Origin of the sequence: Thermotoga profunda AZM34c06 (assembly GCF_000828675.1) — a bacterium.
Lineage (GTDB): Bacteria > Thermotogota > Thermotogae > Thermotogales > DSM-5069 > Pseudothermotoga_B > Pseudothermotoga_B profunda.
In genome coordinates this window covers 662,079-688,175 of the sequence record NZ_AP014510.1, presented here as the reverse complement: position 1 = coordinate 688,175, position 26,097 = coordinate 662,079, and the positions used below count along the sequence as shown (strand labels likewise).

Here is a 26,097-nt window from a genome sequence, read left to right as displayed (position 1 = left end):
ACCTACTGCTTCACAAGAACTGTGAGAAGTTCTACGAGTTTTTCAAAGTCGTTTAGAGATATATACTCCGCCTGAGAATGTAGATATTTCACTGCCAATGCTATTGGCACCATTTTTGCATTGTTTTCAATCGCTACAGATCCATCCGTTCCACCACCGGTGATACCAACTTGAACAGGTATACCGTATTCCCGTGCCACACCGAGAATCTTTTTCATCATATCGTAGCTTGCTATCGCACTGTTATCGACCATTCTAAGGACAGGCCCTCTTCCACATGCAACATCACCCGTTAGAGATGAACAGCAAGCAAAAGAATCTATCGCATAACAAAGATCTATATCGTGTTTAGACACAAATGCCTTCGCACCTTTTAGACCTATCTCTTCTTGAACGGTCCAAACGAAAAATACTCTTTTCTTGAGATCTTCTTTGACCACATTGTTAAGAACACGTAATAGTGCAACACAGCCAAATCTATCATCAAGAGATCGCATTGACAAATATTTGTTGTTCAAAATGCTCATATGTTTTTTGAAGACAGCAAAATCCATCACCTTCACACCGAGTTCCTCTGCTTCTTGTTTACTGTGTGCACCAATATCTATACGAAGATTGTCCGTTGATTGATTCATTCCAAGATGTGGCGGTGTTACTCCAATTACACCATCGATAACGCCTCTCTCTGTCACAACATCAAGATGTGCGCCCAAAAGCAGTCTGTCATCGAATCCACCTATTTTCCTGAACATGAGTAAACCATCGGATGTGATGCCTGTGATCATCAAACCGATTTCATCCATATGGGCCATCAAAGCAATGTTTTCTTCTCCATGACCTATTTCAACGATGAGATTTCCTATGTTGTCCACGGTATAGTTGATATTCTCAGGAAGATGTGAAATGACAAGTTCTCTAATCTTTTCTTCTCTACCTGATATACCTCTTGCCGAGCAAAATTCGATTAATTCTTTTAAAAAGTCGTTTTCTTGCACACAGATCACCTCAAAAAATATTATACCAATTTGTTCGCTCAAGGAACGTTTTTATTCCATTTTCTCGATGGTTAGAAATGAACGCCTGAAATACTTTCGAATAAGAAAGATCAGAATAACAGTCAATGAAATCGGAAGGCAAATACCAACCAAATCAACCAATATCTCTTTTCTGAGAATAGTTAAGAGTGATTGTCTGTTGTACATATACATGATCAACGGTAGAACAGACCCGGCAGCCATAGCAAGAACAATGCCTTCAATGGCAAAGATGTGGGAAGTGTTCAATATCCTGGCTGGATTACTAATCGTATTTTTCTCCTTTTCTTTCATGAAAAAACCGATGCCTAAAATCGATGCAAACGCATACATCACAAATATAATAGGAACGATGAGATAAAACGTCAATGAAAGTTTGAAGTAAAGTTGCAAAAAAAGAGCCAAAATAACTGTTATCAATGAATAGAGACCTGCCGGTATGATCATCTTGGGCATCAAAATTTGCGAATTAGTCAATGGCATGATCTTTGCAAGTGGCCAAGCCATAAATTCTTGCTTCATAAGCATCGCTGAACTCATTGAAACATACATAGTGCTTATAACTATCGATATGAAAAGGGGACTCACAAAAGACCTTGTTGTGAAGACAAAAATCAAACTCACAGCTATTGGATAAATCAGCATGAATATACCTTGTTCATATCTAAAAAGAAGCTTGAGATCCTTTGAAAAAACACCGGGTCGATGAGTTGTGTTTTCGCGTCTCCTGAGATGTGTTATCTCTCTATTTTCAAAGGTAATTCTCTCTGATATTTTCAGCGAAATAAACCACAACACAAAAATCGCGGCAAAAAGTAATATCACATATAAAAAGTTGTCCAGAGCAAGTATCGGCCAAACAAATGGATTAAACCCAGAGAAAACCTTCAGTCCGGTTTTTATCAAGAGAGATAGAGTGTTGGCATTCATGCTTTTCATACTGGGTAAAGATTGAGTAACAACGAGAAAGAGAACCACCGTGAGCAAGAGTGAAAAGACATTCATTTTTCGTGCCGTTGATCTTTGCATCCAAAGACCCAAAAAGGAGGCGATAAAGATTGAGATCAAAAGGAGCATGAAACACATCGCAAAAGAGAGAAATATCGACATGAAAAGATTCTTTCCAGTAGCCACGGCATATGCCGGTATGACAAAGAGATACATCACTACTGTAAAAGACTGTACAATAAAAGTAAGAACCGTTTGGTACAACACTATCGTTGATCGCCTCACAGGCATAGTTAAAAGAAGCTGTATCTCTTCATTTTTGACAAAAGAATTCACCAAACTCGGTACAAAAGAGAGAATAAACATACCAGCCATTAAAACAGACCAGTTAGCAACAAAGATTGTGGCAAGATCGCTTTGATCAACAACTACATCTTTTGCCATTTTGAAAAAATCAGCCAAGAAAAGCCCAAGTGGTAAACCGTATGCGGCCACAGCTACTACAGGGAAAAATAAATTGGAGATTGGTTTTTTCATCCTACCACGTGATTTACTTGAAAAATTTGTCGATCCCGCTAAACCATATTTCAAAAGTACTATCAATTGTCTCATCTTTCAAAGCTCCTTTACGATAGCTTCGATATCTTCGCCATCGGCAGTTAACTGGAGAAAGATGTCTTCAAGGCTTGCTTGAGTTTTGTTTGCGACACTTCTCAATTCGGCTAAGGTCCCCTCTGCTATGAGCGTACCTTTGTTGATTATTCCTATTCTTGTACACATCTTTTCTGCAATCTCAAGAACATGAGTAGTCATGAAAACTGTACTGCCCTCAGAAGAATATTTTTGTAGAAGCATTTTTAAAATCTTTGCCGATTTCGCATCTAACCCTACCGTTGGTTCGTCAAGAAATAATATTTCCGGTTTTCTCATCAAAACACTCACCAGATAGAGTTTTTGCTTCATACCATGTGACATGTCAGAGATTGTTTTATCAAGATAATTCACTCCAAATACTTCACACAATTCGTTGATTCGCTCTTTGATCTTTTTCCTATTCAACTTGTAGATCTCAATTACAAAATCAAGGAATTCAAATCCTCTTAAATTCGGATATATCCTTGGTTCATCTGGAACAACGCCAATTCGACTTTTTATCTCTATCTCTTTTTTACTCAGATCAAGACCAAGTATCTTGATCTCCCCATAGGTTGGTTTTAGTGTACCTGTAAGCATTCTTATCGTCGTTGTTTTTCCAGCACCATTTGGTCCCAGAAAGCCGTAGATTTCACCTTGATTTATCGACAGATTCACACCATTAACTGCTCTGAAATTACCAAATTCCTTGACCAAATTCCTTGCTTCAATAGTAATACTCATGTCATTGCCTCCTATAATCTCTCCGCTGCCAAAGTCGCGAGCTTCGATCTTTCTCCCTTGGTAAGGGTGATGTGTGCGACCAATGGATCTCCAATCAATTTAGAAGCAGCATAGACAAGTCCATTGCTGTCTTTGTCAAGATATGGCGTGTCGATTTGGTATGGATCACCAAGGAGTACGATTTTTGTATCTTTCCCGGCTCTTGTGAGTATTGTTTTTACCTCATGTGGTGTCAAGTTTTGTGCCTCATCAACGATGATATATTGATCCGGTATACTCCGTCCTCTTATGAAACTCAGTGCGCTCAATTCCATTATTTCTCTCTTCAGAAATTCTTTGAGACTCATTTGAACACAGTCAAAAAGAAACTCAAGATTGTCCATAACTGGTTGCATCCATGGCTCGAGTTTTTCTTCCAATGAACCTGGAAGGTATCCAACATCTTTACCCATCGGAATCAAGGCACGTGTAACTATGATTTTTTTATATTTCTTTTCCTTCAAAGTTTTCTCAAGTGCGCAGGCAAGAGTTATTAAAGTTTTACCGGTACCTGCTATCCCAACGAGTGTTACCAGATTCACTTCATCATCAAGCAAAGCATCCATTGCAAACAACTGTTGCTCATTCAAAGGGCTTATCCCCCATACAACAGTAGATTGATCTATCGAGAGCCTTTTCGCAGATTTGTTTTTCACTTTGAAATATCCATTAACTGCCTTGATGTATTCATTTTCTCTTGTATCAACTGTTTGACCTTCTTCGATTTGCTGATTCAACTCTCTGTATCCCGTAGGCAGAGAAGCGAGATCTGATCTATCTGTTAAATAATCCTGAGCTAATATACCGAGTGCCGAAGCCTTCACTCTGAGACTTATATCCTTACTGACAAGAATAGTTGGTATAGAGGAAGTTCTTCCAAGTCTCAAAACATAAGCTAAGATCCAGTTATCAAGATATTTTTCAAACAAAAATTCTGGTGCTTCCCTGCGACCGTCTGTTATCGTCATTACACTGATAGAACCACCACTCGACAGTTTTATACCCTTTGAAAGATCGCCCATCGTCCTGAGTTTGTCCAACTCTCTTATAACTTCTCTTGCTGATCTACCAACAGAATCGGACCTTCTTTTGAGTTTGTCCAACTCTTCCAGTACCGGCAAAGGCAGTACGATGTTGTTATCTTCAAAGGAATATATAGCATGAGGATCATGGATCAAAACGTTGGTATCAAGAACAAAGTTCTTCACCATTCCTGTCCCCTCCAATTATGAAGAAGTTCTAAAACCTGTGGCTCGGTGAGTTGATTCAGCATCTTTATAAATACCTTAGCAGTCACAAGTGCATCGTCCAAAGCTCTGTGAGTTGGTTTTTCATATCCAAATTTCTGCGCAAGCCAACCAAGGGTTTTTTTCTCTCCGAACAAAACCATTGACATCTCGCGTGTGTCTATGTAGTTAACTGTAGGAGGGAAAATACCTATCTCTTTGGCTGAGATATCTACAAAAGTCAGATCAAATTCGGCTCTGTGAAAAACCATAATGGATTTTCTCATGAAGGTTCTCATTTTTTCAAATACCTCATCGATCACAGGGGCATTTTCTATATCTTGATTGCTTATTTTATGAACCCTCTCAACAACAGCAGGTATTTTTATCTTTGGATTGACAAGCGAACTATATATAGATCTGTACAAAATTTTCTGCTTGTAAACAGGAACTATGGCAATTTCAATAATCCTGTCGCCACCCAAAGGATCAGTACCAGTTGTTTCAGTATCCATCACACAAAAAAGTCTATCACGTAGGTTCAAGTTTACCTTCCTTTCACGTGTACATCAATCTGTGGAAATGGAATGGTAATTCCCTGCATTTCGAATTCTTTCTTTATTCTTTGTGCGAGTGCGTTCAAAGCATCAAAATAATTCTCCCTTTTGACCCAAAAAAGTAACTCAAAATCAATTGAAGAACTATTAAATCCACTGAAAACTATGGAATTACTGACATTTTGTTTTTCAACAAATGGCTCTTCGTCAACACATTTTTTGAGTATTTCAAGTACCTTCGTTAAATCCGAATTGTATGCCACCGAGACCTTCATCGACAGCCTTCTGACCGGTCCAGGCCAATAATTGGTTACTTTCTCACTCCAGACCTGCCTGTTAGGAATGATAACACTCTTCCCGTCAAAAGTCTTCAAGATGGTGTGATTGTAATTAACAACTTCCACTATCCCGATTGTACCGTCTATTTCTATTACATCCCCTTCTTTCAATTTTCTCGTGATTAACACTAAGATTCCTGACATGAGATTTGACAAAGGTTCTTGAAAAGCCAGACCAACTATAAATCCAGTCACACCAAAAGCTGTCAGGTAAGGTAACAAACTTATGTGCCAGATATTCAAAAGAACCATTAGAACAATCAGTGTTATAATTGTTCCAAGGATCAACTTGACAGTGTTCTTCATCTTGAACTCTTTACCAAGCTTTTCAGTACTCTTGATTATCATTCCATATAAAACACGATAAACAATGTAACTGATTGCAACTGATATCACAGAATTAACGACTCGTAGAATAAATTCCTTGGACATTTTCTTGATCCTCCTTAGTCTTATTATCTATTAAATTGTACTATATGGAATCTTGAATCTCATTTGATCTGAATTCTGAGTTATAATAAATATCAGTATCTCTGACTGTTTTTCAATATAGGGAGGATGAACAATCCACAATGATGCCACAGATGTCCACAAATAGAATTCACACATTTATTTCGAGTTTTATAAGAGAATCGAGCAATGCAAAGGACCCAGAGTCACTCCTTCTTTCTCTCATAAAGATTGTCCAGAAATTCGTCAATTGTCAATGGGTGGCTATACTGGATAAGGATTTTAATTTGAGAAAATCCGATTCGAGCAACATATCACTTGAACAGGATTTACTCGACATGATCAAATGGTCTGTTGAGAAAATGTCGCCAACTTCCTTGGTAAAGGGCCAATCAACGATCTTGATATTCCCATTAGTAAAAACCAATAGAGTTCTTGGTGTCTTGCTTGCAGCGACAAATGAAGAGCCGGTCTTTGAAATTTTTGAACTAATCCGTACCCTTGCGTTTCTTTCATCAGTAGTACTTGAAAACCTCGATCTGTACAAATCACTTGAAAAACAACATGCAGTAGTTGAAGAAACCATGAATTACATGCAGCGGATATTCAATTCCTTTCCACAGATAGTAGTCGTTCTCGATTCTCAGCTAAAACCAATCTTTTCAAATATACAGTACTTACAACGTGAAAAGGAATCAAAATTAACTGATGCGATAGAAAAAGTTGCAAAAAATGTGTTAGCAACTAATTCTCGACAGGTGAGCGAGATTGAATCAGAAGGAACTTTTTACTCATTAATCGCAGAGAAGATCGAATATGAAGGTGAGACACAGGTACTGTTGTCCATTACGGATGTGACAAATACCAAAGAACTGGAACGGCTCAAAGCGATCGACAAACTAAAAACAGATTTCGTTGCAAGTATATCCCATGAACTCAGAACACCACTCGCAGCAATTAAAGCCTATTCAGAAACAATGCTCTCGAGTTTGAGCGATCTTGATAAAGACATTCTCAATGACTTTCTTCAGATTGTGTACAAAGAGAGTTTGCACTTGGAGAGTTTACTCGACGAACTCCTTGATTTTGCCAAGATCGAACAGAAAGCCATGAGCCTTGAAAAAACAAAATTCAACTTGGCAGAACTCATCCAAGAAGTTATACAGTCGATGACAGAATTTGCAAAAAGCAAAAATGTAAGACTTGAATGCGATGTAAGTGAACCGATCTTCATACTCGCAGATAGAAAGAGAATCAGACAGGTGCTGATCAACCTTGTAAGCAATGGTGTGAAATATTCTAAAGAAAATGGAAATGACAAATTTGTGAAGATCTCGACGAAAATTGATAATGCGTTTGTTATAATTTCAATCTCTGATAATGGAATAGGTATACCAGAGGAATACCAACAAAAGGTTTTTGAGAAATTCTTCAGGGTGGGCTCGGCACTCGATTATAGAACGGAAGGTGCTGGAATAGGATTGACGATAACAAAAGAAATCGTTGAGTTACACGGTGGAAGGATTTGGTTAGAGAGTAAAGTCAACGATGGAAGTGTGTTCTATGTTCAGTTACCCTTGGGAGAGTGAAAAATGGAGTTACAGGATATCTTGGTAAAGATAGATGAACTTCCAACACCAGATCCAATTGTTCAAAGAATTGTATCAGTCGCATCAGATCCAGATGCGTCTGCGAAAGATCTCGCAGAAGTCATCAAATTGGATGCGAGTCTAACGGTTCGCATATTGAAGTTAGTGAATTCAGCTTATTATGGTCTTCCACGCAAAATAGCTGTACTGAACGAGGCTATAATGATCCTTGGTTTCAAAACTGTGAGAAACATAGCTTTGAGTGTTTTCACATACAATTCTGTTCTCAAGAACAAGAGACGTTCTACCATCGATCATTATCAACTGTGGAAACATTTCATAGGTGCCGCAGTAGGATGTGAACTTCTGGCACAGATGGTGGGATATCCCAACAAAGAAGAACTGTTCATATCGGGATTGTTACACGATATAGGAAAAGTAGCACTTGACTATATATTTCCTGAAGCCTTTGGTGCTGTTACAAAGCTCACAAAGACTTTGCAGATTTCTTTCACACAGGCAGAAGATAGACTGAACTTGCCAAATCATTCTATCATCAGTGGCAAAATGATAGAAAAGTGGAACCTTCCCGAGATCGTTGTTCATTCGGCGAGTGGTCATCATACACCAAATAATTTTTCAGAATCTGTTTACTCAGATGTAGTAGCAATTGTTCATATAGTTGACTTTCTCGTGAATTTGATGAGATATGGCGATTCTTACACATATGGTGGCTTAACGCTCTCACCTTTCGCGTTGAATGTATTGGGAATAAAACCAAGCTTCTTGACAAATTTGGCAGATAAGCTAAAAATTCGCTTAGCAGAAGCCGAAGATTTCTTGAAAATAGAACAGGAGGTGTCCTAAATGAGACCTGACTACAGAAAGGCTATGTTGGAATCTGAAATCACAAAACTCATAACCGAAGCACTTCGTGAAGCAAAAGATCCCAAATTGAAAGATTTGTTGATAACTATCTCTCGCTCAGAATTATCAAATGACAAAAGATTTGCCGATGTCTATGTGAGTGTTATGGGAGACAAAGATGAGCGCATCAAAACTGTCGAGTACCTGAACAAGATCAAAGGATATTTCAGAACGTATTTAGCCAACAACTTAGATTTGTACACAGCTCCTCAGGTGAGATTCAAAGAAGATCCTGGTATAGAAGCAAGTGTGAGAATACAAGAGATTTTGAACAAAATCAAGGAGGAGAAAACCGAGTGAACAAATCTGGAGTCCTGCTGGTGGACAAACCCGAAGGCCCAACTTCACATGACATCGTTAATGAGGTCAGAAAGAGATTGAAAATCGAAAAAATTGGGCACGCAGGAACTCTCGATCCATTTGCAAGCGGATTGTTGATAATTGGAATTGGCAATGGAACCAGAATTCTTGAATATTTGATGAACCACAACAAGATCTATCGTGTGAAGATGCGCTTAGGTATCATCACAGATACTTTCGATATCACCGGGCAAGTCATGGAAGAAAGATCAGTTGATTGTTCAACCGAGCAAATATTGAATGTAATCAAGTCCTTTGTTGGAACATATAAACAGGTTCCCCCTGCTTATTGTGCCAGAAAATACAAAGGAGAAAGACTTTACGAACTTGCAAGACAAGGCAAGATAATAAGGTTACCTCCAAAACAGGTGACGATATACAAGATAGAAGATATCTCAATAGATGGAAACGACATCTCTTTCACAGCAGATGTTTCTGCTGGTACGTATATACGTTCACTATGCATGGACATCGGTTATGTACTCGGTTGCGGTGCAACAACATTGAAACTCAGGAGGATCTCCATAGGACCATTCACGGTCGACAAAGCTATCGATATTTTGAAAGCCGATCAACAAGAAATACTCAACAACTTGTTGGATTTGTCGAGAGTATTAGATATGCCAAGGGTTTATCTGAGAGATTGTGGTTATGAAAAAATTATCCATGGTAACACACTCAAAGTTAAAGATTTGAAAAGCTTTGAAGACTTTCCCAAAGACTCCTTGGTACAAGTGATTTACCAAGGTCAATTAATCAGCATAGCAAAAACACAGCGCAATTCTACATTTGTGAGAACTCTAATTGAACAGAATCGGAATGAACCATTACTCAAACCGATCAAAGTTCTAAAGGAGAATTGACGATGAAGGAATACGTTATAACCATAGGAGTATTTGACGGTGTCCACATAGGACATCAACAACTACTCAATAAGGTGAAAAAAACTTCGGTAGAGCATGGTTATAAAAGCAAAGTTTATGTCATTTCTTATCCCTTTGAATATTTTCTTGATGATTTTGATGGTCTTATAATGCCATTGACTGACAGAGTCCTACAGATATCGAAATATGTCGATGAAGTCGATGTGCTCGACCTTCTTCAAATCAAAGACATGCCAGCGGATGTTTTTTTTGACAAATACATAGCAAAGAACTGCTCTTTTTTAATAGTAGGGGAGGATTTCAAGTTTGGAAAAAATGCTTCAGCCGATATAACGAGATTGAGAGAAATGTGCAAAGAAAGCGAAATCCAACTCGAGGTTTTCCCGGAGGTTTTTGATTCAAAGAACAGACGAATAAGTAGTTCTCTGATAAGGAAACTCATACGAGAAGGTGAAATTGGGGAAGTTTCAAGACTACTCGGTAGAAATCTTTCGATCTATGGATTTGTGGAAAAAGCAAATGAAGAAGCCTTGGAAAGTTTTGTTGTTAAAACCGACGAGAAAATAACAAGACCATCAATGGGTACTTTCAAAGCATTCGAAAAAAATTTTCAGGTGAATGGCATGGTGAAATTCGACGATGAGATAGTCTTTATCTCAAAAGATCTCCATGCAGCTCCTGGTAGTATTTTGGAAGTGGTCATACTCGGTCAGCAAAAGGGGGATGAGAAATGACAATTGGAGTTGTAACTGGTACAAGTAGTTCGAGTCCGTACAATTTTTTTGTCAGACTCCACCAAGAAAATAATCGACCCATCCACATGGTCCAGATAGATGATGTCGTTAAAGTCATTTTTTCGTACAAACCTTATGGTGAAATAATCTATTATGGCATAGTTACAGAAATCAATGCACGATGGGACTTTGGCCTTGTTTCAGGTTATGAAGAAGAGATAGCACTTAAAGGTTTGTTACCAGCCTTTCCAATTTACATAGCTACAGTAACAACAACGCGTATGTTGAGAGTTGAAAAAGGTAAAGTGACATCAGACGCTCCACAAGTACCCCCACCACCAGGTACGGAAGTGTTGATAGCTGAAGGTGAAGAAATAGACATTGCTCTTGGATTTGACGATCTAATCAAACAGAATATGGCTGTTCCAATAGGTACTTTTAGAAACGGAAGGCCAGCCTATGTAGATGTGAGATATATCCTTGGAGAAAACGGTGCACATATAAATATCTCTGGACAATCTGGTGTGGCTTCGAAAACCTCTTATGCGACGTTTTTGGTCAGATCATTCCTCGATACAGGTAAAAAGTTAAGAGAAAAGAATGAACTCATGGGATATCTATCACGCTCGAGATTTATCATCTTCAATGTCAAAGGAGAAGGGTTACTTTTCTTAGATAAATGGTCAAAAGACTGGAAAAACCTTGAAAAGGAAGAACAGGGAAAACACTGGAAAAAGATGTATGAATCAATGGGTATCGAACCAAAACCATTTGAGAAAGTCTTGTTTTACGCACCAAGAAGATCTAAGAAAAACATGGCACCATGGTCAAATAAAAGATATGACAACATCTTCTCATACGGTTGGGATTGTATAGATATCTTCAAAATGGGATTATTTGAACTCATGTTCGATCCACAGGAACTTGAGATCAACCAAAACCTTCAACTTGCTGTGACCACCGTACAAGAATTTCTCTACGAAAGACTTGAAAAAGCTGTTGAAGAGGCAGCGAAATTTTGTCATAAAAATTCTTGTTTTCCTTCCACAACAGACGATGAAATAATTCTTCGAACTGCGATTGCAAATGGATTTGATATTGTAGCACAAGGCAAACTTCCTGAAGGAATAGATGATCTGATAAAAATGTTCTCAGAAGATTCAGATAAAGAATTTTCAGATAAAATGATGCAGGAGCTGAAGGGAAAATCAACCATTATGGCTATGATAAGAAGACTCAAATCGATCAAGAACATTGGTATGGACCTTATTTGGATTCCTACGAGTTTTCTCTCGGCAAAAGTTGGAACCACTGAAGAACACAAGATAAATTGGGATCATCCCGGCCAGGTTACCGTGATAGACATTTCAAAACTCAGACCAAGAGTTCAATCATTTGTTGTTGGGGCGGTACTCGTTGAAGTGATGCGTTCTCGTGAAGAAAAAACCGACCAAGATCCCGTCTTCATATTCCTCGATGAACTGAACAAATACGCTCCAAGGCACGGTGGGGGACCACTTGGGAATCTGTTCAGAGATATAGCAGAACGTGGTCGCTCTTTCAGGGTGATAATGATCGGCGCAGAACAGACGGCCTCCGAAGTCGATTACAGAATAATAACTCAGTCATCAACAACAGTTGTTGGAAGGCAAAAAGGAGCAGAGTTAGAGAAGCCCGAATATGCACACCTGACTGTTGAGCAAAAAGAACGCGCAGCGTTGCTACAACAAGGAGAGATGATCGTTGATCAGCCATTTATGAGAATACCAATAACCGTTAGCTTCCCTCTACCTGCTTGGTGTACAAGAGAAGATGGATATTACACCCTTAGCGAAGAGAAAATCAAACAAATAGAAGGAAAACTTTATGGGTGATAGAGAATGGTACTAAAAAACGTATTAGTCTACCAGAATGGTGAATTTGTAAAAAAAGATCTGCATGTGGAAGGAAAGTTCTTCGTTTCAAATTCCTCTGGACTTATTTTTGACTTCTCGGGCATGTATTTAATGCCTGGTTTTGTAGATTCCCATGCTCACATATTGGGTGTAGGTCACAAGTATGGTTATCTAAATCTTGAGCAAATAGATTCGCAGGAAAAATTGTTGAATCTGATAAAAAACTGCAACGATGCAGTTATCAAAGGTAGAGGTTGGAGTGAGCAAATTCTTGGAGGATACCCTGATAAAAATTTATTGGATCAAATAAATAAACCTGTAATACTCAAAAGAAGATGTGGCCATATAGCGGTGTTGAACAAAGCTGCGATGAGTGTTGTTGGAATATACAAGAACGACGGAATCTTCAAAGAAAATGAATTAGATCTGATAGAAGAAAAATTGAAAGATGAAAATCCCGAAAAGTTTTTCAAAATAGGTGAACAGAAATTTCTCGAACATGGAGTGACCTTTGTCCATTCCGATGATCTTCATGGAATCAGCTGGGATCAATTAAAGAAAATACTCATGAACTCAAGAATTAGAATCTTTGAGAAACTCTATTTTCCTACAATAAATGACCTAATAGAATTTGATGATTTTGGCGACCTCACAGAAAAAGTTTATGTGAAGGGTGTGAAAATCTTTGCAGATGGTTCTCTTGGTGGCAAAACAGCCTACTTGAGTCTACCCTATCCAGATGAAGTGCAATACAGAGGTGTTAAATTACTTGACTCCGACCAGATAGAAAATTTTGCGAGAGTAAGTAGTCAAAAAAATCTTCAACTTTCTGTTCATGCGATTGGTGATGCTGCTGTTCACGAAGTCGCTGAAGTGTACCAAAAGTATCCAGGTAATAGGATTATTCACGCACAGCTTGTCAGGAAAAGTGATCTACCTTTACTGAAGAAAAGTTATTTTAGTATCCAACCTCATTTTGCCTTTGAAGACCAAGAGTTAATCAAAAAAAGAATTCCTCAAGATCTCGATGTCCTCAAATATGATTTTCTCAGATTTTTCAAGGAAGGTTACAAAATCAGTTTTTCCACCGATGCACCTGTCTCACCAGAAGATCCAAAGTATGTGATTGAAAAGGCTTTGAAAATGGGGTTCAACTTGAGAGAAGCGATTGAACTTTACACAGTTGCCGGGGCAAAAGCCGCTGGGTTTGATAATATAGGCAGGATCGAACAAGGATATCTCGCTGACTTTGCAATATATGAAAGAAACCCTCTCAAACTGGAAGATGATCCTATTGCAGTTTACGTTTCAGGTGAACTCGTCTGGAAAAAATAAATGGAGCAGGCGGTGGGACTCGAACCCACACCCTCCGCCTTACCAAGGCGGCGCTCCACCTCTTGAAGCTACGCCTGCTTACAGTGTTCAGTATAACAGAAATACACTTTCTTTTCAAGAGCCTTATATAATTATCCTGGTGGGTGAAAAATATGAATGTGGTTCTTGCCGCTGCAACAAGTGTGGCGCTTGTTCTTTCTGGTGGAGGAGGAAGAGGAGCCTATCAGATAGGGGTTTGGAAGGCTCTAAATGAACTTGGAATCGAGATTGCAGCCGTTTACGGTACATCGGTTGGAGCCATCAACGGTGCTTTGATCGCAATTGGTGATTTTGAATTTGCCGAGAAAAGTTGGCTTGATATTACTTTTGAAGACGTGATGGATATACCCGAGAGCGTGAAGAAAATAATAACTGGTAGATTCACCGATCTGACGATCCCAGAAGCAATAGATGCAGCTAAACAACTGATAAGTGAGGGGGGAATAGATATAACACCTCTGAGAGAAAAAATGAAAAACCTACTCCCTGAAGAAAAGATACGTACCTCAAAGGTACACTATGGTCTTGTTGCTTATTCTCTTTCTGAATTGAAACCTTATATGCTTTACATAGAAGAAATCCCACAAGGAATGCTGGCTGATTATATTCTATCAAGTGCCAATTTTCCACTTTTTAAAAGAGAAGAAATTGGGGGTAGACTCTTTGTTGACGGTGGTGTGTACAGTAATATACCAGTCAAGATGGCCATAGAAAGAGGTTATGAGAATATCATAGTGGTAGATATAGGTACAATAGGTGTGGCCGATATACTTGAATACATAAGAATATTCAGTAATCAGGGTAGGATAGAATACATACGACCAAGAGAACATTTTGGAACAGTGCTCACCTTTGATTCTCAGGTTTCAAAAAAATACCTAACGGAAGGTTACTTAGACACTCTTGCCCATTTTGGAAAACTCTTTGGTGAGAGTTATTACATAAGTGACAATGAGGATCTTATACAAAAATTATTCATAAATCTAAGGTCGGTCGAAAGAGACATAGCAGCGTCATTACTTGGAATTCGTTTACCAGTTAACCTGTCAGCACAAGCTCAATACGAAGAATATATTCTACCAAGATTGAGATTGGAAACATTATCTCCCTTTGCGGAACCAGCGTTAGTCTGTAGAAAGTTACTCGAAGATGTGGCAAAATTTCTCAAAGTTGAAAGATTAAAGGTTTATACATCTTATGATTTACTAAAAGCTATAGTGAGCGCTTCATCCCCTTCAGGCTTTTTGGATACCATCATGTATAAGACCAGATACAGAAAACTAATTGATTTTCTAATCTTTTTGTACAAAAACAGTCATATACCCCATTCGCAGGAAGTTACTCCATGATTTTTTAAAAAATTTTCATCGTTGGTCAATGCAAGATTGAATTTTTCTACTAACTCGGGGGAATTACATTCATCTGCACCGTTTATCTGGTATTGCAAGTAGGATGACATTAGATCTTCAAAAACAATTTTGGCATTCTGACCAACGAGTTTTCTTAGAATTCTCATCTTGCTTTTGAGAATTTTGAGATCTTGCATCTTGCGTGATGCCATTTTTGTGCCTCGCTTTGGAACCAATGGATTGAACGACAACTTAATCTGTCTGTACCCCATTTTCTTAACGTCATCAACAAAATCTGCAATTTGATTTAGTTCTTGCTCATTCTCTTCATCTAATCCGTAGATCATGTACATCTTGACTTCATCAAACCCCACTTTTTTTGCTCGCAAAAGAACGTCTAATATTTGCTGGTCTGTGAAGTTTTTACCAAGTATCCTTCGAATCTTGTCATTGAATGATTCAGGTGCTATCGTAAAACTCTGCTGATTCAATTTCAGGAATCTCAAGAACCTATCGTTCAATCTATCCAATCTGAGTGAGGAAAAGGAAACTTTCAACTTCATTTCCTCGAACAAAGGTATCATTTCATCTATCCACGGATAATCTGTTACATTGGAAGCAATCAATCCAACAAAATTAGAACCTTTAAGTGTTTCCTTGAAAATTTTAGGATCAAGAAATCTCACTGGCTTTTTCAACGCACTCATCATACAAAAATTGCAACTCCAAGGACATCCACGTTCTATCTCTATGAGCAGACGATTTGCAAATTCTCCTTCTGAACAAATCAATGGGCTTGATGGAACTAAAATGTTTATATTATCAGATATTGCGATATTCTTTGGCATTATTCCATAAACTGGTACAGTGGCAAAATTGAGCTTCGAGATTCTTTCAATTAATCTTTCTCGATCTTTGTATGCGAGGATTTCCTGCAAATCTTTCATCATGGCTTCAAAATCACCATGCAAAATAACATCTGCCACAACCCTGAAGATAGGAAGATCGGTGTATGTCAAGGCTCCTCCAAAAACAATCAGAGGGTCAAAGCTTCTCCTCTCAGTATTGAAGATGGGTACAGCTTTCTTTTTCAAAAGCCAGAGTACATTGAGAAAGTCATTTTCAAAGTGCATCACAAAAGCCCAGATGGGAAATTCATCGAGTGGTGTTTGTGTGTCCAATGAATAAAACTTGCTGAAGCTCTTGTGGAGAAAAAACCTTTCACACCTCACCTGTGGGATTTTGTTGAACCACTTCCATACCAGATTAAAGCCAAGGCTCGAAGCTGCAACTTGGTATGTATTTGGAAAAATAAGGGCAACCCTTAGGTCGCCCTCAAGATTTATGTGCTCTACAACTTTTTCGCTCAGTTTGAATTCCCTAACAGCATTGAATTCACTGAAGGATTTTGCATCACGAGGTCTTCTCAATAGAAGTCCTCCTGAGATAGTTCCTGGAGATTACTGCTCTGATAAATTCTGCTTCCAATATCTTCGTCTCGCCCTTCATGATAACCCCACGCAGCTTGATCTTGTTATCTACAACATCAATCACCTTGACACCAACTGCGAGCCTTTCTGAAACATGTATTGGCGTGATGTGACGAATATTTGCTTCTACAACAACCGAAATCTCGTCTTGGGATAAAAATGGTTGTATCAAATCGTATGCGATGTGGAACAACAAAGCGCTCAAACCAGAAGTACTGGCAAGAGAAAGCAAACTCATTTCTCGATCTTCATCCCAATGGCATGACTCGTCGACTACTATATCAACTGTTTTGCTCTTTCCGCGTAGCTGCTCCAAGTTCGTCATGGTTCATCATTTCCTCCCCAAGTTCGCTCTTCAAGATTCTCCTCAATTCCTCACCTTCAAGAACTTCACGCTCAAGAAGGAGTTCAACCAATTCATCGAGTTGTTTACGATACTTAGTTAACATCTCCTTTGCCTTGTCATAGCACTCGCTGACCATCTTTCTCACTTCGTCATCAATCTCGCTTGCCACTTCTTCACTGTAGTTTCTCATTCTCGTGAGTTCTTTGCCAAGAAATATCTCTTGCTCGGATTTGCCCCATGCCAATGGTCCAAGTCTGTCGCTCATACCAAACTGACAAACCATCCTTCTTGCAAGTTCTGTTGCCCTTTCAATGTCTGAAGCTGCGCCAGTTGTGACTTCTTGAAAAATGAGTTCTTCAGCGGCCCTTCCTCCAAGGAGACTGGTTATCTGATCCAGAAGTTCTTGTTTGGTGACAAGATAACGATCTTCTGCAGGCAATTGAAGTGTATAACCAAGCGCCCTGTAGCCTCTCGGAATGATGGATATTCTATGAACAGGATCGGCATTTGGTAATAGGCTTGACACAATAGCATGTCCAACTTCATGATATGCAACTATTCTTTTCTCTCTTTGACTTATCACACGTGATTTTCTCGCTGGACCAGCTATGACTCGATCTATGGCTTCTTCGAAATCAGCCATTGCTATCTTTTCCCTGCCATCTCTTGCGGCTAATAGTGCGGCTTCATTTACAAGATTTTCAAGATCTGCGCCAACAAATCCCGTTGTCCTCTGTGCTAAAACTTTCACATCTACATCTTCTGCCAAAGGCTTGTTTCTTATGTGAATCTTGAGAATCGCCTCTCTTCCTTTCACATCCGGCGTGTCCAAAACCACTTTTTTATCAAATCTCCCAGGTCTCAGCAGAGCAGGGTCAAGGATGTCTGGTCTATTTGTGGCAGCCATTACAACTATTCCCTGTCTAATATCAAATCCATCCATTTCTACGAGCAACTGGTTCAGGGTTTGCTCTCTTTCATCATGGCCCCCACCGAGACCTGCGCCTCTGTGTCTTCCAACGGCATCTATTTCGTCTATGAATACTATGCAGGGTGAATTCATCTTAGCTTGACTAAATAAGTCACGAACACGAGCCGCACCTACTCCAACAAAGAGTTCTACGAAGTCAGAGCCGCTTATGTGGAAAAATGGGACGTTGGCTTCTCCTGCAACGGCTCTGGCAAGCAAGGTCTTACCCGTACCAGGTGGCCCAACTAAAAGTATACCCTTAGGCATCCTCGCTCCAATCTTTGCAAATCGGTTGGGATCCTTTAAAAATAGAACGGTTTCTTTTAACTCTTCTATCGCTTCATCTACGCCAGCAACATCGTTAAAAGTGACACGACCTTGACCGGGTCTACTCATCTGGGCTCTACTCTTTGTAAAAGTGAAAGCTTGATTATTCCTGCCAGAGATTGTCCTCATCATGAAAAAGAACATAAACAGCAGAAAACCGATAAAAATCACATTTCCAACGACATTGATCCAGAAAGAGCTACTTACACCTTTTTCACCAGTCACCCGTACGCCTTTTTCACTGAGAACTTTTATGGTCGCGGAATCTTGGCTGAACCAAGGTGCGTATATTTCGTAATACTCACCACGTTTAGTCGTTACTCTAAGCATACCGTCATCCCTTATAACCACTTCAGCGATCTTTGTGGGTTCTTCATATGACATTTGTATGAAATCACTGAAACTCATTTTCGAAGGTGTTGAGCTCTCAAAATAAAAAGATCTTACAAGCCAGAAAAGCGAGAGTATAACCAATGCTGCGAATATCAACGATATATAATTTGGACGATTTCCGTTCAAACTTTTTTCCTCCTTTCACTTCTCTCTTTAAGTATACAACTGTATGGATCATTCAGCAAATTCAAAACAAGAAGATTATTTTTCTTTTCTCTAAAACTATTGTTTAGATAAACACCAGGAACCCAAATTATCTGGTTTTGGATACAAACTATAGGTATTTCATCCCTCAAAAATTGTGGTACTCTTGAATCTATAAAAATGTCTTTCAGTTTCTCGTTGAATACCCTGTCTCCTTTCTTGCGCGTTCTTATGATCGTATAATGTGGATCGACAAAGATATAATCATCTGATTTGATCTCTCTTGAAAGTTCAAAGATCCATCCATTGAAATTGTACGTTCCCTCGAATGAAATTTGTAGCTCCTCAACAAAGGGGCGTTTTGTCTCAATACTGATGAATTCAAAACCTTTGCTCACTCTGATCTCTTTGGTTAAATCAACGGCCCATGAACTCTTATCTAAACTCGATACTATCCGATCTATTTGCCTGTAATTAATCTGTACATGAAATTTTTCAAGACAAAATTTGATCATCTCCACTATTTCAAATTTGTCCATCCCATCTAAGTCGAGAATAATCCTATTTTGAAAGTTATGTATTCTATCTGCGTATCTTTCCAAGATACCAGAAATGTGATCTTTAAGCAAAATGGCGGAAAAATGGATTTGTCTAAGTGTATTTTCTACGTCATCATTCAAGTTCTTCAGCAGTGGTAGTATTCTGTGGCGTATATAATTTCTCGTGTATGATGTATCGAGATTTGTCTCATCTTCAACGTGTGAGATAAAATTTTGTTTTGCATACGACTCAATTTGCTGTCTTTTGAAATACAAAAACGGCCTGATTTTATACCCATCTTTTGGATACATGCACACAAGACCTGTGAAACTCGTACCTCTTGCCAATCTATATAAGATAGTCTCAGCAAGATCGTTCAAGTTGTGACCAAGAGCCAGAAGATCAGAGCCGGATTCTCGCAAAACCCTTTCAAAGAACTCGTAGCGTAGAATTCTGGCTCCTTCTTCTATGCCGATCTTTTTTTTGGCACAAAAAGCTGGCACATCTACCCTATCTATGTAAAGTTTCACACTCAATTTGTTGCAAAGATCCTTTACAAACTCTTCGTCTCTTAAGGCACTCTCGCGAATCATATGATTTAAATGAGCCGCACATAACTCGATCTTTAGAAACTTGCGAAGTTTTATCAGCACATGTAAGAGGCTTACAGAATCTATACCACCAGAAAGGGCTACTAAAACTCTCGAATTGGGTGTAATCAGTTGGTGATTTTCAATAAACTTGAGAACTTTAAGTTCAAATTGGTCAAGAGGCACATCAACACCTTCTAAATAAAAATATGGAGCCAGCGAAGGGATTCGAACCCCCGACCTACGCATTACGAATGCGCCGCTCTGCCGATTGAGCTACGCTGGCTCACATAGACGTGCTTTGCAATAAAATTATACAGTCAGCACATTGAAAAATCAAGTTTGTGGCAGACCATTTAACCTTTGAATCACTGAATAATATCTATCTTTGACACCATTTCTGCTGTGAATTGTGCAAGGTCTGTGATCCTAACTTTCTCAAAGCCATTAACATAAGTATACAGGACATCACCGAGTGGCGATATCCATCTATCCGGTAGTTCACGCGCTCCTTTCATCACACCAAGGATCGTTCCTACCTCACCAGCATTACAATCGACGTCATATCCCAAGGCGGAAACTATACGCATGGTTTCATCGAAATCACCTTCGCCATACCATAGAGAGGTTATAACACAACAAAGATTGGGATACAAATGTATCCAGTTGTACTTCTTGAAATTCTCTTCTATCAACGACCTGACATATCGCCATGAATTATTCTTCTTACATTTTTCTATGATATCGATTAAGATGTGTTCAAACTCAGTGTTTTTCGGGACGTATTTTATAGATTCTTCAACGAGTTTTCTCACATTATCTTGAACGAAAGCAAGTGAAGTCATGACCGCGCTGTGTATCCCACCGTATACTCCATTCCCCGAATGTGAAATGCAGGAATCAAGATAAGCGAGATAAGCAGCCTTTCTTGGTTGTCCAGGACACACTAAACCATGAACCATACATCTCATCTGAGCGCCTATCCATTCTTGAAATGGATTGTTAAACCAACCAGATTCTGGTGGGAAGATCCCCATCTTTAGATTTTCCAGTGCAATGTATTCGGCACTCCAACCGAATGGAATTAACTCAAGCCATTTCAATGCAATTTTGTCTGACGTTAGCACATCGTTTTCTTTCAATGCTTGCAAAAATGCTATCTCATAAGTTATGTCATCGTTGTACGTATCTGGCGTTCCAATGTAATAACCCAAATCGTTCCCAAAAGATTTTTCGAGTACTTCTCCTCTATAACCTTCGAATCTCGTTCCCATTGAAGCACCGGCGATCTGTCCAAGCCATCCACCGAGTATTTTGTCGTGAAAATAGACTTTTTGCCTTGTTTGATCTTCTGGAAAATCCTTTGATATGGTTTCCCAGTCCAGTGGTCTATTGTATTTGTGATAAGGATGATCTTTATCAATGGGTGCTTCTCTGAGATTTTTGAATATCAAACTGGTGATAGGTTTTAACTGATCTATATGGCCATGATGGAGAAGCTGTAAACCATCTTCAAAGAGCGACTCTGCTTTTTGAACATCTCTACCCATGTTTTCGACTGACTGTATCGCTCCAGCTACCAGACATTCTGGTGCCTTTGACCCGGGAACACGACTTTTCCAAAATAATTCAACCAACTTTCTGGGAAAAATACCAAGATCAATCGATTCTGTCCACGAACCTTTTTCATCCAACGATGGTTCTGCGTTGACTCTCATCTGCGCTTCATATTCCCATGCCTTCAAAATCATCACCCCTGCTTCCTTTTTTCTTTTCCATAGAAATAAAGGACAAACAGAGTAGCTATGTAAGGAACCATCGCGGCAAATTGTGGTGCCAGTTTATAATGTTGCAATATCAGTCCGACACTTTCAAACAATCCAAAAATCAGTGACAATCCGAGTATCGCTAATGGTCTTCCCTTTACGAGTATGATTATGGCTAAAGAAATCCAACCACGACCATTTGACATGTTCTCACTAAATAGTGTGACATAACCCAAAGAAAGATATACACCAGACAAAGCAGATAACAATCCACACAATACAGTTGCAACCAATTTGACCTTAATTGGGTTGATACCAGCCGATCTTGAAGTCTCTGGATCTTCACCTGTTGCTCTCAGGTGTAAACCAAATTTGCTGTTGAAGATCAATATTTCCAGAATGAATACTGATATGAAAGCCAAATAAAGTAGAAATGGATGTCCAGAAAAAATGTTTCCAACAGAACCTAAGCGATCCAAAAACGGTATATTCCATTTTGGTAGAGGTACGATCTTGGGTGATATAAGTGCTCCTTTAACTTTAAAGGTACTTCTCAGTGCGTAAGTTGTCCACCCCAATGCAAGCATATTTATTCCTATGCCCGTTATGAACTCATCACAACGCAGATATATCGCAAAGAACGCAAACAGTCCAGCCATGAATAGACCACTGAGTAACGCGAAGACTATCCCTATAACCCAACTACCAAAGAAATAACTGCCATAAACCGCAAAAAAAGCACCTGTGAGCATCATACCTTCCATGGCGATGTTGAAGATATTAGCGTAATATGTAAACATACCGCCCAGAGCAGCAAGCATAATGGGAGTTGCGCTACTCAATGTGGCTCTAAACATGTGTAAAACCAATTCAGTCATTTTTAGACACAACCTTCCTCAGTTTTGCCATAGATCTCATCCACTGTGTATAATGCTCAACGGCACTTCTCGTACCAACAACTGCCAAAACAATTACCGCTTCCATAAACAAAATGAATTCCGATGGAACTGATGTTTCAAATTCCATTCCAATAGCACCATTTTTCAAAACACCAAAGAAAAGACTGTAAAAAAATGTCTCAATCACACTGTTGTTCGCAATGATTGCTATCATCACACCATCCCAGCCGAAATTTGCTCCTATGCCTTTCATAAATCGATGTTGTGTACCACCAAGAATTAGCAGGGATCCAGCAAGGCCAGAGAGAAATCCTGTGAAAAGCAAGACAAGTGTTGTATTTGATTCAACAGAGCAACCACCCACTTTTGCAAAATTAAAATTGTATCCCATCATCCTGAATTCATAACCATGCCATGTCTTTTTGATATACCAGTATGAGATCAAGATGGTGAATACGGCAACAAAGAAAGCAAAATTCAAACCATTAACGTCCGGCATAAAATAAATACGCTTTATGAGTCTTGTCGCCGGAACATAAGCTTTTTTATCCAAAAAAGGATAGGTTGCAAGATAAACGGTAAAATACTCTGCAATGAAATTCAACATCAACGTCGATATGAACTCATCCATTTTGTAAAATCTCTTGAGTATAGCCGCAATACCAGCCCATAATGCACCTACAAGACCTCCAATAATTACCAAAACCGATATTCCAATTGAGCTTGGTAGATTCAGGTAAACTCCGAGTATAGCAGTTATTATGGCTCCCATTAGAAGTTGACCGTGTTGTCCAAGGTTGACCACACCAGAAGCAAAAGCAACGGCAGCCGAGATACCAGTAAAGATCAGTGGTGTTGCCGTGTTCAGAGTGGAAGAAAAGGAGAACCACGATCCTAAACCATACGTATATAACGCTTTATATGTGTCTATAGGTGAATTGTTTTGTATCTTGATTAAGACAGCACAGATTATAAAAGCAGATATTATAGAAATAATTGACACTGCAATTCTTTGAAATATCTTCAACTTACTGCCCCCAACATGTAATTCCCAATTGTATGAATATCGGTTTTGCTTGGATCAAGGTGCGCTACGATCTTTCCATTCCTAATAACATAGATCCTGTCAGATAATTGTATCAGTTCATCGAGATCTGCTGAAACAAGCAAAATGCCTTTATTGGCATCTCTCATTTGCAATATCAAATGTCTAATATATTCTGTAGAAGCAACATCCAAACCACGTGTTGGTTGATCGAGTACGATCAAATCATATCCAAGCGAAAATTCTCTTGCAACAACTATTTTTTGCTGATTGCCCCCAGACAACACCATTGGCTGCTCATCTAAACTCCTATGAACAATCTCAAATCGTTCGGTTATATACTTTGCGTGGGAACGAGCTTTCTTAAAATCTATTGACAACAAACCCTTCTTAAATTCTTTTTTCAAATGATGTGTCATGATCAAATTTTCGAGTATATTTGCCTTGAGAGCAAGACCGATGTATTTTCTATCCTGCGGAACATAACAGATGAGTTTTCTTCTTTCTCTTATTGGAAGATATGTCACATCAACATCATTGACGATTATTGTGCCACTATCGGGTTTTATCGTACCGATGATACTTTGAACGAGTTCATACTGACCATTTCCCTCAATACCGGCTATACCAACGATTTCACCAGCCCTCACCGACAAATTCACATCACTCAAAAGTTCTTTGTTGGTCTTTTTCGACTTGATAGACAAACCTTTCACCAGAAGAACTTGCTTTTTTGGTTGTGACTTTTCTTTCTTGATCTCTGAAAATACAGGCCTACCGATCATCATCTTTGAAAGTTCAACTGCACTCACGTTTTTATTTTCAATCGTTGCGATGTTTTGACCCTTTCTTAAGACAGTTATTCTATCAGAGATCTTCAATACCTCATCGAGTTTGTGACTTATGAAGACTATTGTTTTTCCTTTATTCTTCAACTCCAAAATCTGTCTAAAAAGCTCATCGCTTTCCTGGGGTGTTAGCACAGCAGTCGGTTCGTCAAGTATAAGAACATCTGCTTTCCTATAAAGTTGTTTTATTATTTCCACCTTTTGTTGTCCTGCTACTGACAATTGAGACACAGGTGAATTTGAATCTATTTTGAACCCATATTTATCAATGATTTCTTGTACGCTCTCTGCTGCTTTTTTCTTGTTAATGAATCCAAAAGTTGATATTTCTTGACCAAGAATTACATTTTCAAAGACTGTGAATGATGGTATCAACATGAATTCTTGATGAACCATTCCTATACCAAGTTTTATAGCTTCCGATGGTGTTGATATCTGAACTCTTTTTCCATCAACTATTATTTCACCAGAGGAAGGCTTGATCATTCCATAAAGAATTCGCATTAACGTTGATTTACCTGCACCGTTCTCACCAATGATCGAGTGGATCTCCCCTTTTTCGAGTGAGAGATCCACTCGATTGAGTGCAACTACATTTGGTGGATAAATCTTGTATATTTTCTTCATCTGAATATATACCAAACTACAAACCTCCACAGATCATGGTACGTATGGTTTGACTAATATTGTGCCATTAGCTACCATTTCCTGTAATTTCAATATTTTTTCCACTACTTCCTGTGGAAGGATTTTCCTGGTGTATTCATCCACTGCCAAACCTACAGCCTCTTCCTTGACACCAAAACTGTATATCTTGCCTTTTTCAAATGTTCCATCCAAAATCATTTTGAATATTCTGTAAATGGATTTACCGACTTCTTTCAAATCACTCGTTATGACATGACCAGGAACCAATGGATTTTGATTTGAATCAACCCCTATAGCATACTTGCCAACTTCTTGTGCAGCTTGCAAAACACCAAAACCAGTCAGAGCAGCGATTTGAAAGACCACATCGGCCCCTTGGGCATACAATTGAAGTGCCGCTTGCTTACCTTTGGCTGGATCATCCCAAGTACCCACGTATATAACTTTGATCTGAACTTCTGGGTCGATGTACTTTGCACCCTGTTCATAACCGTAGACAAAAGATCTTATGACTATATCATCGTCTCCACCTACTGCGCCTATGATCTTCTGCGGGTTTATACCAGGCAGTTGTGTCATGGTCGTCACCATCGCAGCTACTGCACCTGCAAGAAATGCCCCTTCTTCTTCTCTGTAATCAACACTTGAAATAATACCTTTCTCGTCTTGGACAACCGTGTCGATATTAACCCATACCTTATTTGGGAATTTCATGGCGATCTCTTTCAATTCTTCCTCAAAACCGTATGAGATAACAAATATCACATCTGCCCACTGAGCCGCAGTTGTCAAACTCGGATAATACAGTGATGGATCGAAATTGCACTCGATTACCCTTGTCTGGGCACCAAAATCTTTTTCTAATTGTTGAATTCCAGCATATCCAGAATCATAAAAAGACTGATCACCCAAAGAGCCATTGATGACATATGCCACTTTCTTCGGTGCTCCCAAGATCGATATTCCTATGACAATTAACAATACAAGAAACATCTTTCGCACAATAACAC

General features: G+C 39.0%; 23 protein-coding genes and 2 tRNA genes. 8 read left to right on the top strand and 17 right to left on the bottom strand.

Going from position 1 to position 26,097, the window contains the following annotated elements; genetic code table 11:
• Positions 1–2: 2 nt before the first annotated feature.
• The 6 genes from TSP02S_RS03290 to TSP02S_RS03265 are packed head-to-tail and all read right to left on the bottom strand — an operon-like array spanning position 3 to position 5,951.
• Entirely contained in the window at positions 3–995 is a 993-nt protein-coding gene (locus TSP02S_RS03290; RefSeq protein WP_171816309.1) for a M42 family metallopeptidase, read from the bottom strand.
• Positions 996–1,046: 51 nt separating this feature from the next.
• Positions 1,047–2,594 (bottom strand): hypothetical protein, encoded by a 1,548-nt coding sequence (locus TSP02S_RS03285; protein ID WP_041081839.1) that lies wholly within the window; start codon positions 2,592–2,594, stop codon positions 1,047–1,049.
• 3 nt (positions 2,595–2,597) lie between these two features.
• Positions 2,598–3,359, bottom strand: a complete 762-nt coding sequence (locus TSP02S_RS03280; RefSeq protein ID WP_041081837.1) for an ABC transporter ATP-binding protein — start codon at positions 3,357–3,359, stop codon at positions 2,598–2,600.
• A gap of 11 nt (positions 3,360–3,370) precedes the next feature.
• Positions 3,371–4,609 carry a PhoH family protein gene (locus TSP02S_RS03275; RefSeq protein WP_041081835.1) on the bottom strand — a complete coding sequence of 413 codons (1,239 nt, stop codon included), beginning with the start codon at positions 4,607–4,609 and terminating at the stop codon, positions 3,371–3,373.
• Positions 4,603–5,169, bottom strand: coding sequence for a 3'-5' exonuclease (locus TSP02S_RS03270; protein ID WP_144380710.1), 567 nt, complete (start codon positions 5,167–5,169; stop codon positions 4,603–4,605). Before TSP02S_RS03270 ends, TSP02S_RS03275 begins: the two co-directional genes overlap by 7 nt.
• Positions 5,170–5,171: 2 nt before the next feature.
• The gene (locus TSP02S_RS03265) at positions 5,172–5,951 is read right to left on the bottom strand and encodes a mechanosensitive ion channel family protein (RefSeq protein ID WP_041081833.1); all 780 of its coding nucleotides are present in this window, start codon (positions 5,949–5,951) and stop codon (positions 5,172–5,174) included.
• Positions 5,952–6,094: 143 nt separating this feature from the next.
• Here TSP02S_RS03265 and TSP02S_RS03260 point away from each other — a divergent pair, with 143 nt between their 5' ends.
• The 7 genes from TSP02S_RS03260 to TSP02S_RS03230 are packed head-to-tail and all read left to right on the top strand — an operon-like array spanning position 6,095 to position 13,693.
• Positions 6,095–7,558 carry a sensor histidine kinase gene (locus tag TSP02S_RS03260; RefSeq protein ID WP_052465468.1) on the top strand — a complete coding sequence of 488 codons (1,464 nt, stop codon included), beginning with the start codon at positions 6,095–6,097 and terminating at the stop codon, positions 7,556–7,558.
• A gap of 3 nt (positions 7,559–7,561) precedes the next feature.
• Positions 7,562–8,425 (top strand): HDOD domain-containing protein, encoded by an 864-nt coding sequence (locus TSP02S_RS03255; protein ID WP_041081830.1) that lies wholly within the window; start codon positions 7,562–7,564, stop codon positions 8,423–8,425.
• A complete protein-coding gene (gene rbfA, locus TSP02S_RS03250; RefSeq protein WP_041081828.1) occupies positions 8,426–8,785 on the top strand; it encodes a 30S ribosome-binding factor RbfA in 360 nt (119 codons plus the stop codon).
• Complete coding sequence (gene truB / locus TSP02S_RS03245; RefSeq protein ID WP_041081826.1) at positions 8,782–9,708, top strand: tRNA pseudouridine(55) synthase TruB; 927 nt, start codon at positions 8,782–8,784, stop codon at positions 9,706–9,708. The genes rbfA and truB overlap by 4 nt, the downstream gene beginning before the upstream one ends.
• A 2-nt stretch (positions 9,709–9,710) precedes the next feature.
• The gene (locus TSP02S_RS03240) at positions 9,711–10,463 is read left to right on the top strand and encodes a hypothetical protein (RefSeq protein WP_052465293.1); all 753 of its coding nucleotides are present in this window, start codon (positions 9,711–9,713) and stop codon (positions 10,461–10,463) included.
• Positions 10,460–12,337, top strand: coding sequence for an ATP-binding protein (locus tag TSP02S_RS03235; protein ID WP_041081824.1), 1,878 nt, complete (start codon positions 10,460–10,462; stop codon positions 12,335–12,337). The genes TSP02S_RS03240 and TSP02S_RS03235 overlap by 4 nt, the downstream gene beginning before the upstream one ends.
• A 6-nt stretch (positions 12,338–12,343) precedes the next feature.
• Positions 12,344–13,693 (top strand): amidohydrolase, encoded by a 1,350-nt coding sequence (locus TSP02S_RS03230; protein WP_041081823.1) that lies wholly within the window; start codon positions 12,344–12,346, stop codon positions 13,691–13,693.
• A gap of 1 nt (position 13,694) precedes the next feature.
• On the opposite strand, the gene TSP02S_RS03225 is transcribed toward TSP02S_RS03230, so the two are convergent.
• Positions 13,695–13,771 (bottom strand) — tRNA-Thr (locus tag TSP02S_RS03225).
• Between the two features lie 74 nt (positions 13,772–13,845).
• Here TSP02S_RS03225 and TSP02S_RS03220 point away from each other — a divergent pair.
• Positions 13,846–15,081, top strand: a complete 1,236-nt coding sequence (locus TSP02S_RS03220; protein WP_041081820.1) for a patatin-like phospholipase family protein — start codon at positions 13,846–13,848, stop codon at positions 15,079–15,081.
• Here TSP02S_RS03220 and TSP02S_RS03215 read toward each other — a convergent pair.
• From TSP02S_RS03215 to TSP02S_RS03170, 10 genes are all read right to left on the bottom strand, one after another.
• Positions 15,048–16,511 (bottom strand): B12-binding domain-containing radical SAM protein, encoded by a 1,464-nt coding sequence (locus TSP02S_RS03215; RefSeq protein WP_070104614.1) that lies wholly within the window; start codon positions 16,509–16,511, stop codon positions 15,048–15,050. The two genes, TSP02S_RS03220 and TSP02S_RS03215, sit on opposite strands and share 34 nt — an antisense overlap.
• Complete coding sequence (locus tag TSP02S_RS03210; protein WP_041081819.1) at positions 16,495–16,896, bottom strand: thioesterase family protein; 402 nt, start codon at positions 16,894–16,896, stop codon at positions 16,495–16,497. Before TSP02S_RS03210 ends, TSP02S_RS03215 begins: the two co-directional genes overlap by 17 nt.
• Positions 16,853–18,733, bottom strand: a complete 1,881-nt coding sequence (gene ftsH, locus TSP02S_RS03205) for an ATP-dependent zinc metalloprotease FtsH (RefSeq protein ID WP_041081817.1) — start codon at positions 18,731–18,733, stop codon at positions 16,853–16,855. The genes TSP02S_RS03210 and ftsH overlap by 44 nt, the downstream gene beginning before the upstream one ends.
• Positions 18,730–20,067 carry a tRNA lysidine(34) synthetase TilS gene (gene tilS, locus TSP02S_RS03200; RefSeq protein WP_041081815.1) on the bottom strand — a complete coding sequence of 446 codons (1,338 nt, stop codon included), beginning with the start codon at positions 20,065–20,067 and terminating at the stop codon, positions 18,730–18,732. The genes ftsH and tilS overlap by 4 nt, the downstream gene beginning before the upstream one ends.
• Positions 20,068–20,091: 24 nt before the next feature.
• Positions 20,092–20,167 (bottom strand) — tRNA-Thr (locus tag TSP02S_RS03195).
• Between the two features lie 82 nt (positions 20,168–20,249).
• Positions 20,250–21,626, bottom strand: a complete 1,377-nt coding sequence (locus tag TSP02S_RS03190; protein ID WP_041084061.1) for an ADP-ribosylglycohydrolase family protein — start codon at positions 21,624–21,626, stop codon at positions 20,250–20,252.
• 5 nt (positions 21,627–21,631) lie between these two features.
• On the bottom strand, positions 21,632–22,525 hold the full coding sequence (locus tag TSP02S_RS03185; protein WP_041081814.1) for an ABC transporter permease: 894 nt from the start codon (positions 22,523–22,525) through the stop codon (positions 21,632–21,634).
• Positions 22,518–23,573: an ABC transporter permease gene (locus TSP02S_RS03180; RefSeq protein ID WP_041081812.1), complete on the bottom strand. Its 1,056-nt coding sequence runs from the start codon at positions 23,571–23,573 to the stop codon at positions 22,518–22,520. The genes TSP02S_RS03185 and TSP02S_RS03180 overlap by 8 nt, the downstream gene beginning before the upstream one ends.
• A complete protein-coding gene (locus TSP02S_RS03175) occupies positions 23,570–25,066 on the bottom strand; it encodes an ABC transporter ATP-binding protein (RefSeq protein WP_041084060.1) in 1,497 nt (498 codons plus the stop codon). The genes TSP02S_RS03180 and TSP02S_RS03175 overlap by 4 nt, the downstream gene beginning before the upstream one ends.
• A gap of 33 nt (positions 25,067–25,099) precedes the next feature.
• Positions 25,100–26,080 (bottom strand): BMP family lipoprotein, encoded by a 981-nt coding sequence (locus TSP02S_RS03170; protein ID WP_232503790.1) that lies wholly within the window; start codon positions 26,078–26,080, stop codon positions 25,100–25,102.
• Positions 26,081–26,097 lie beyond the last annotated feature (17 nt).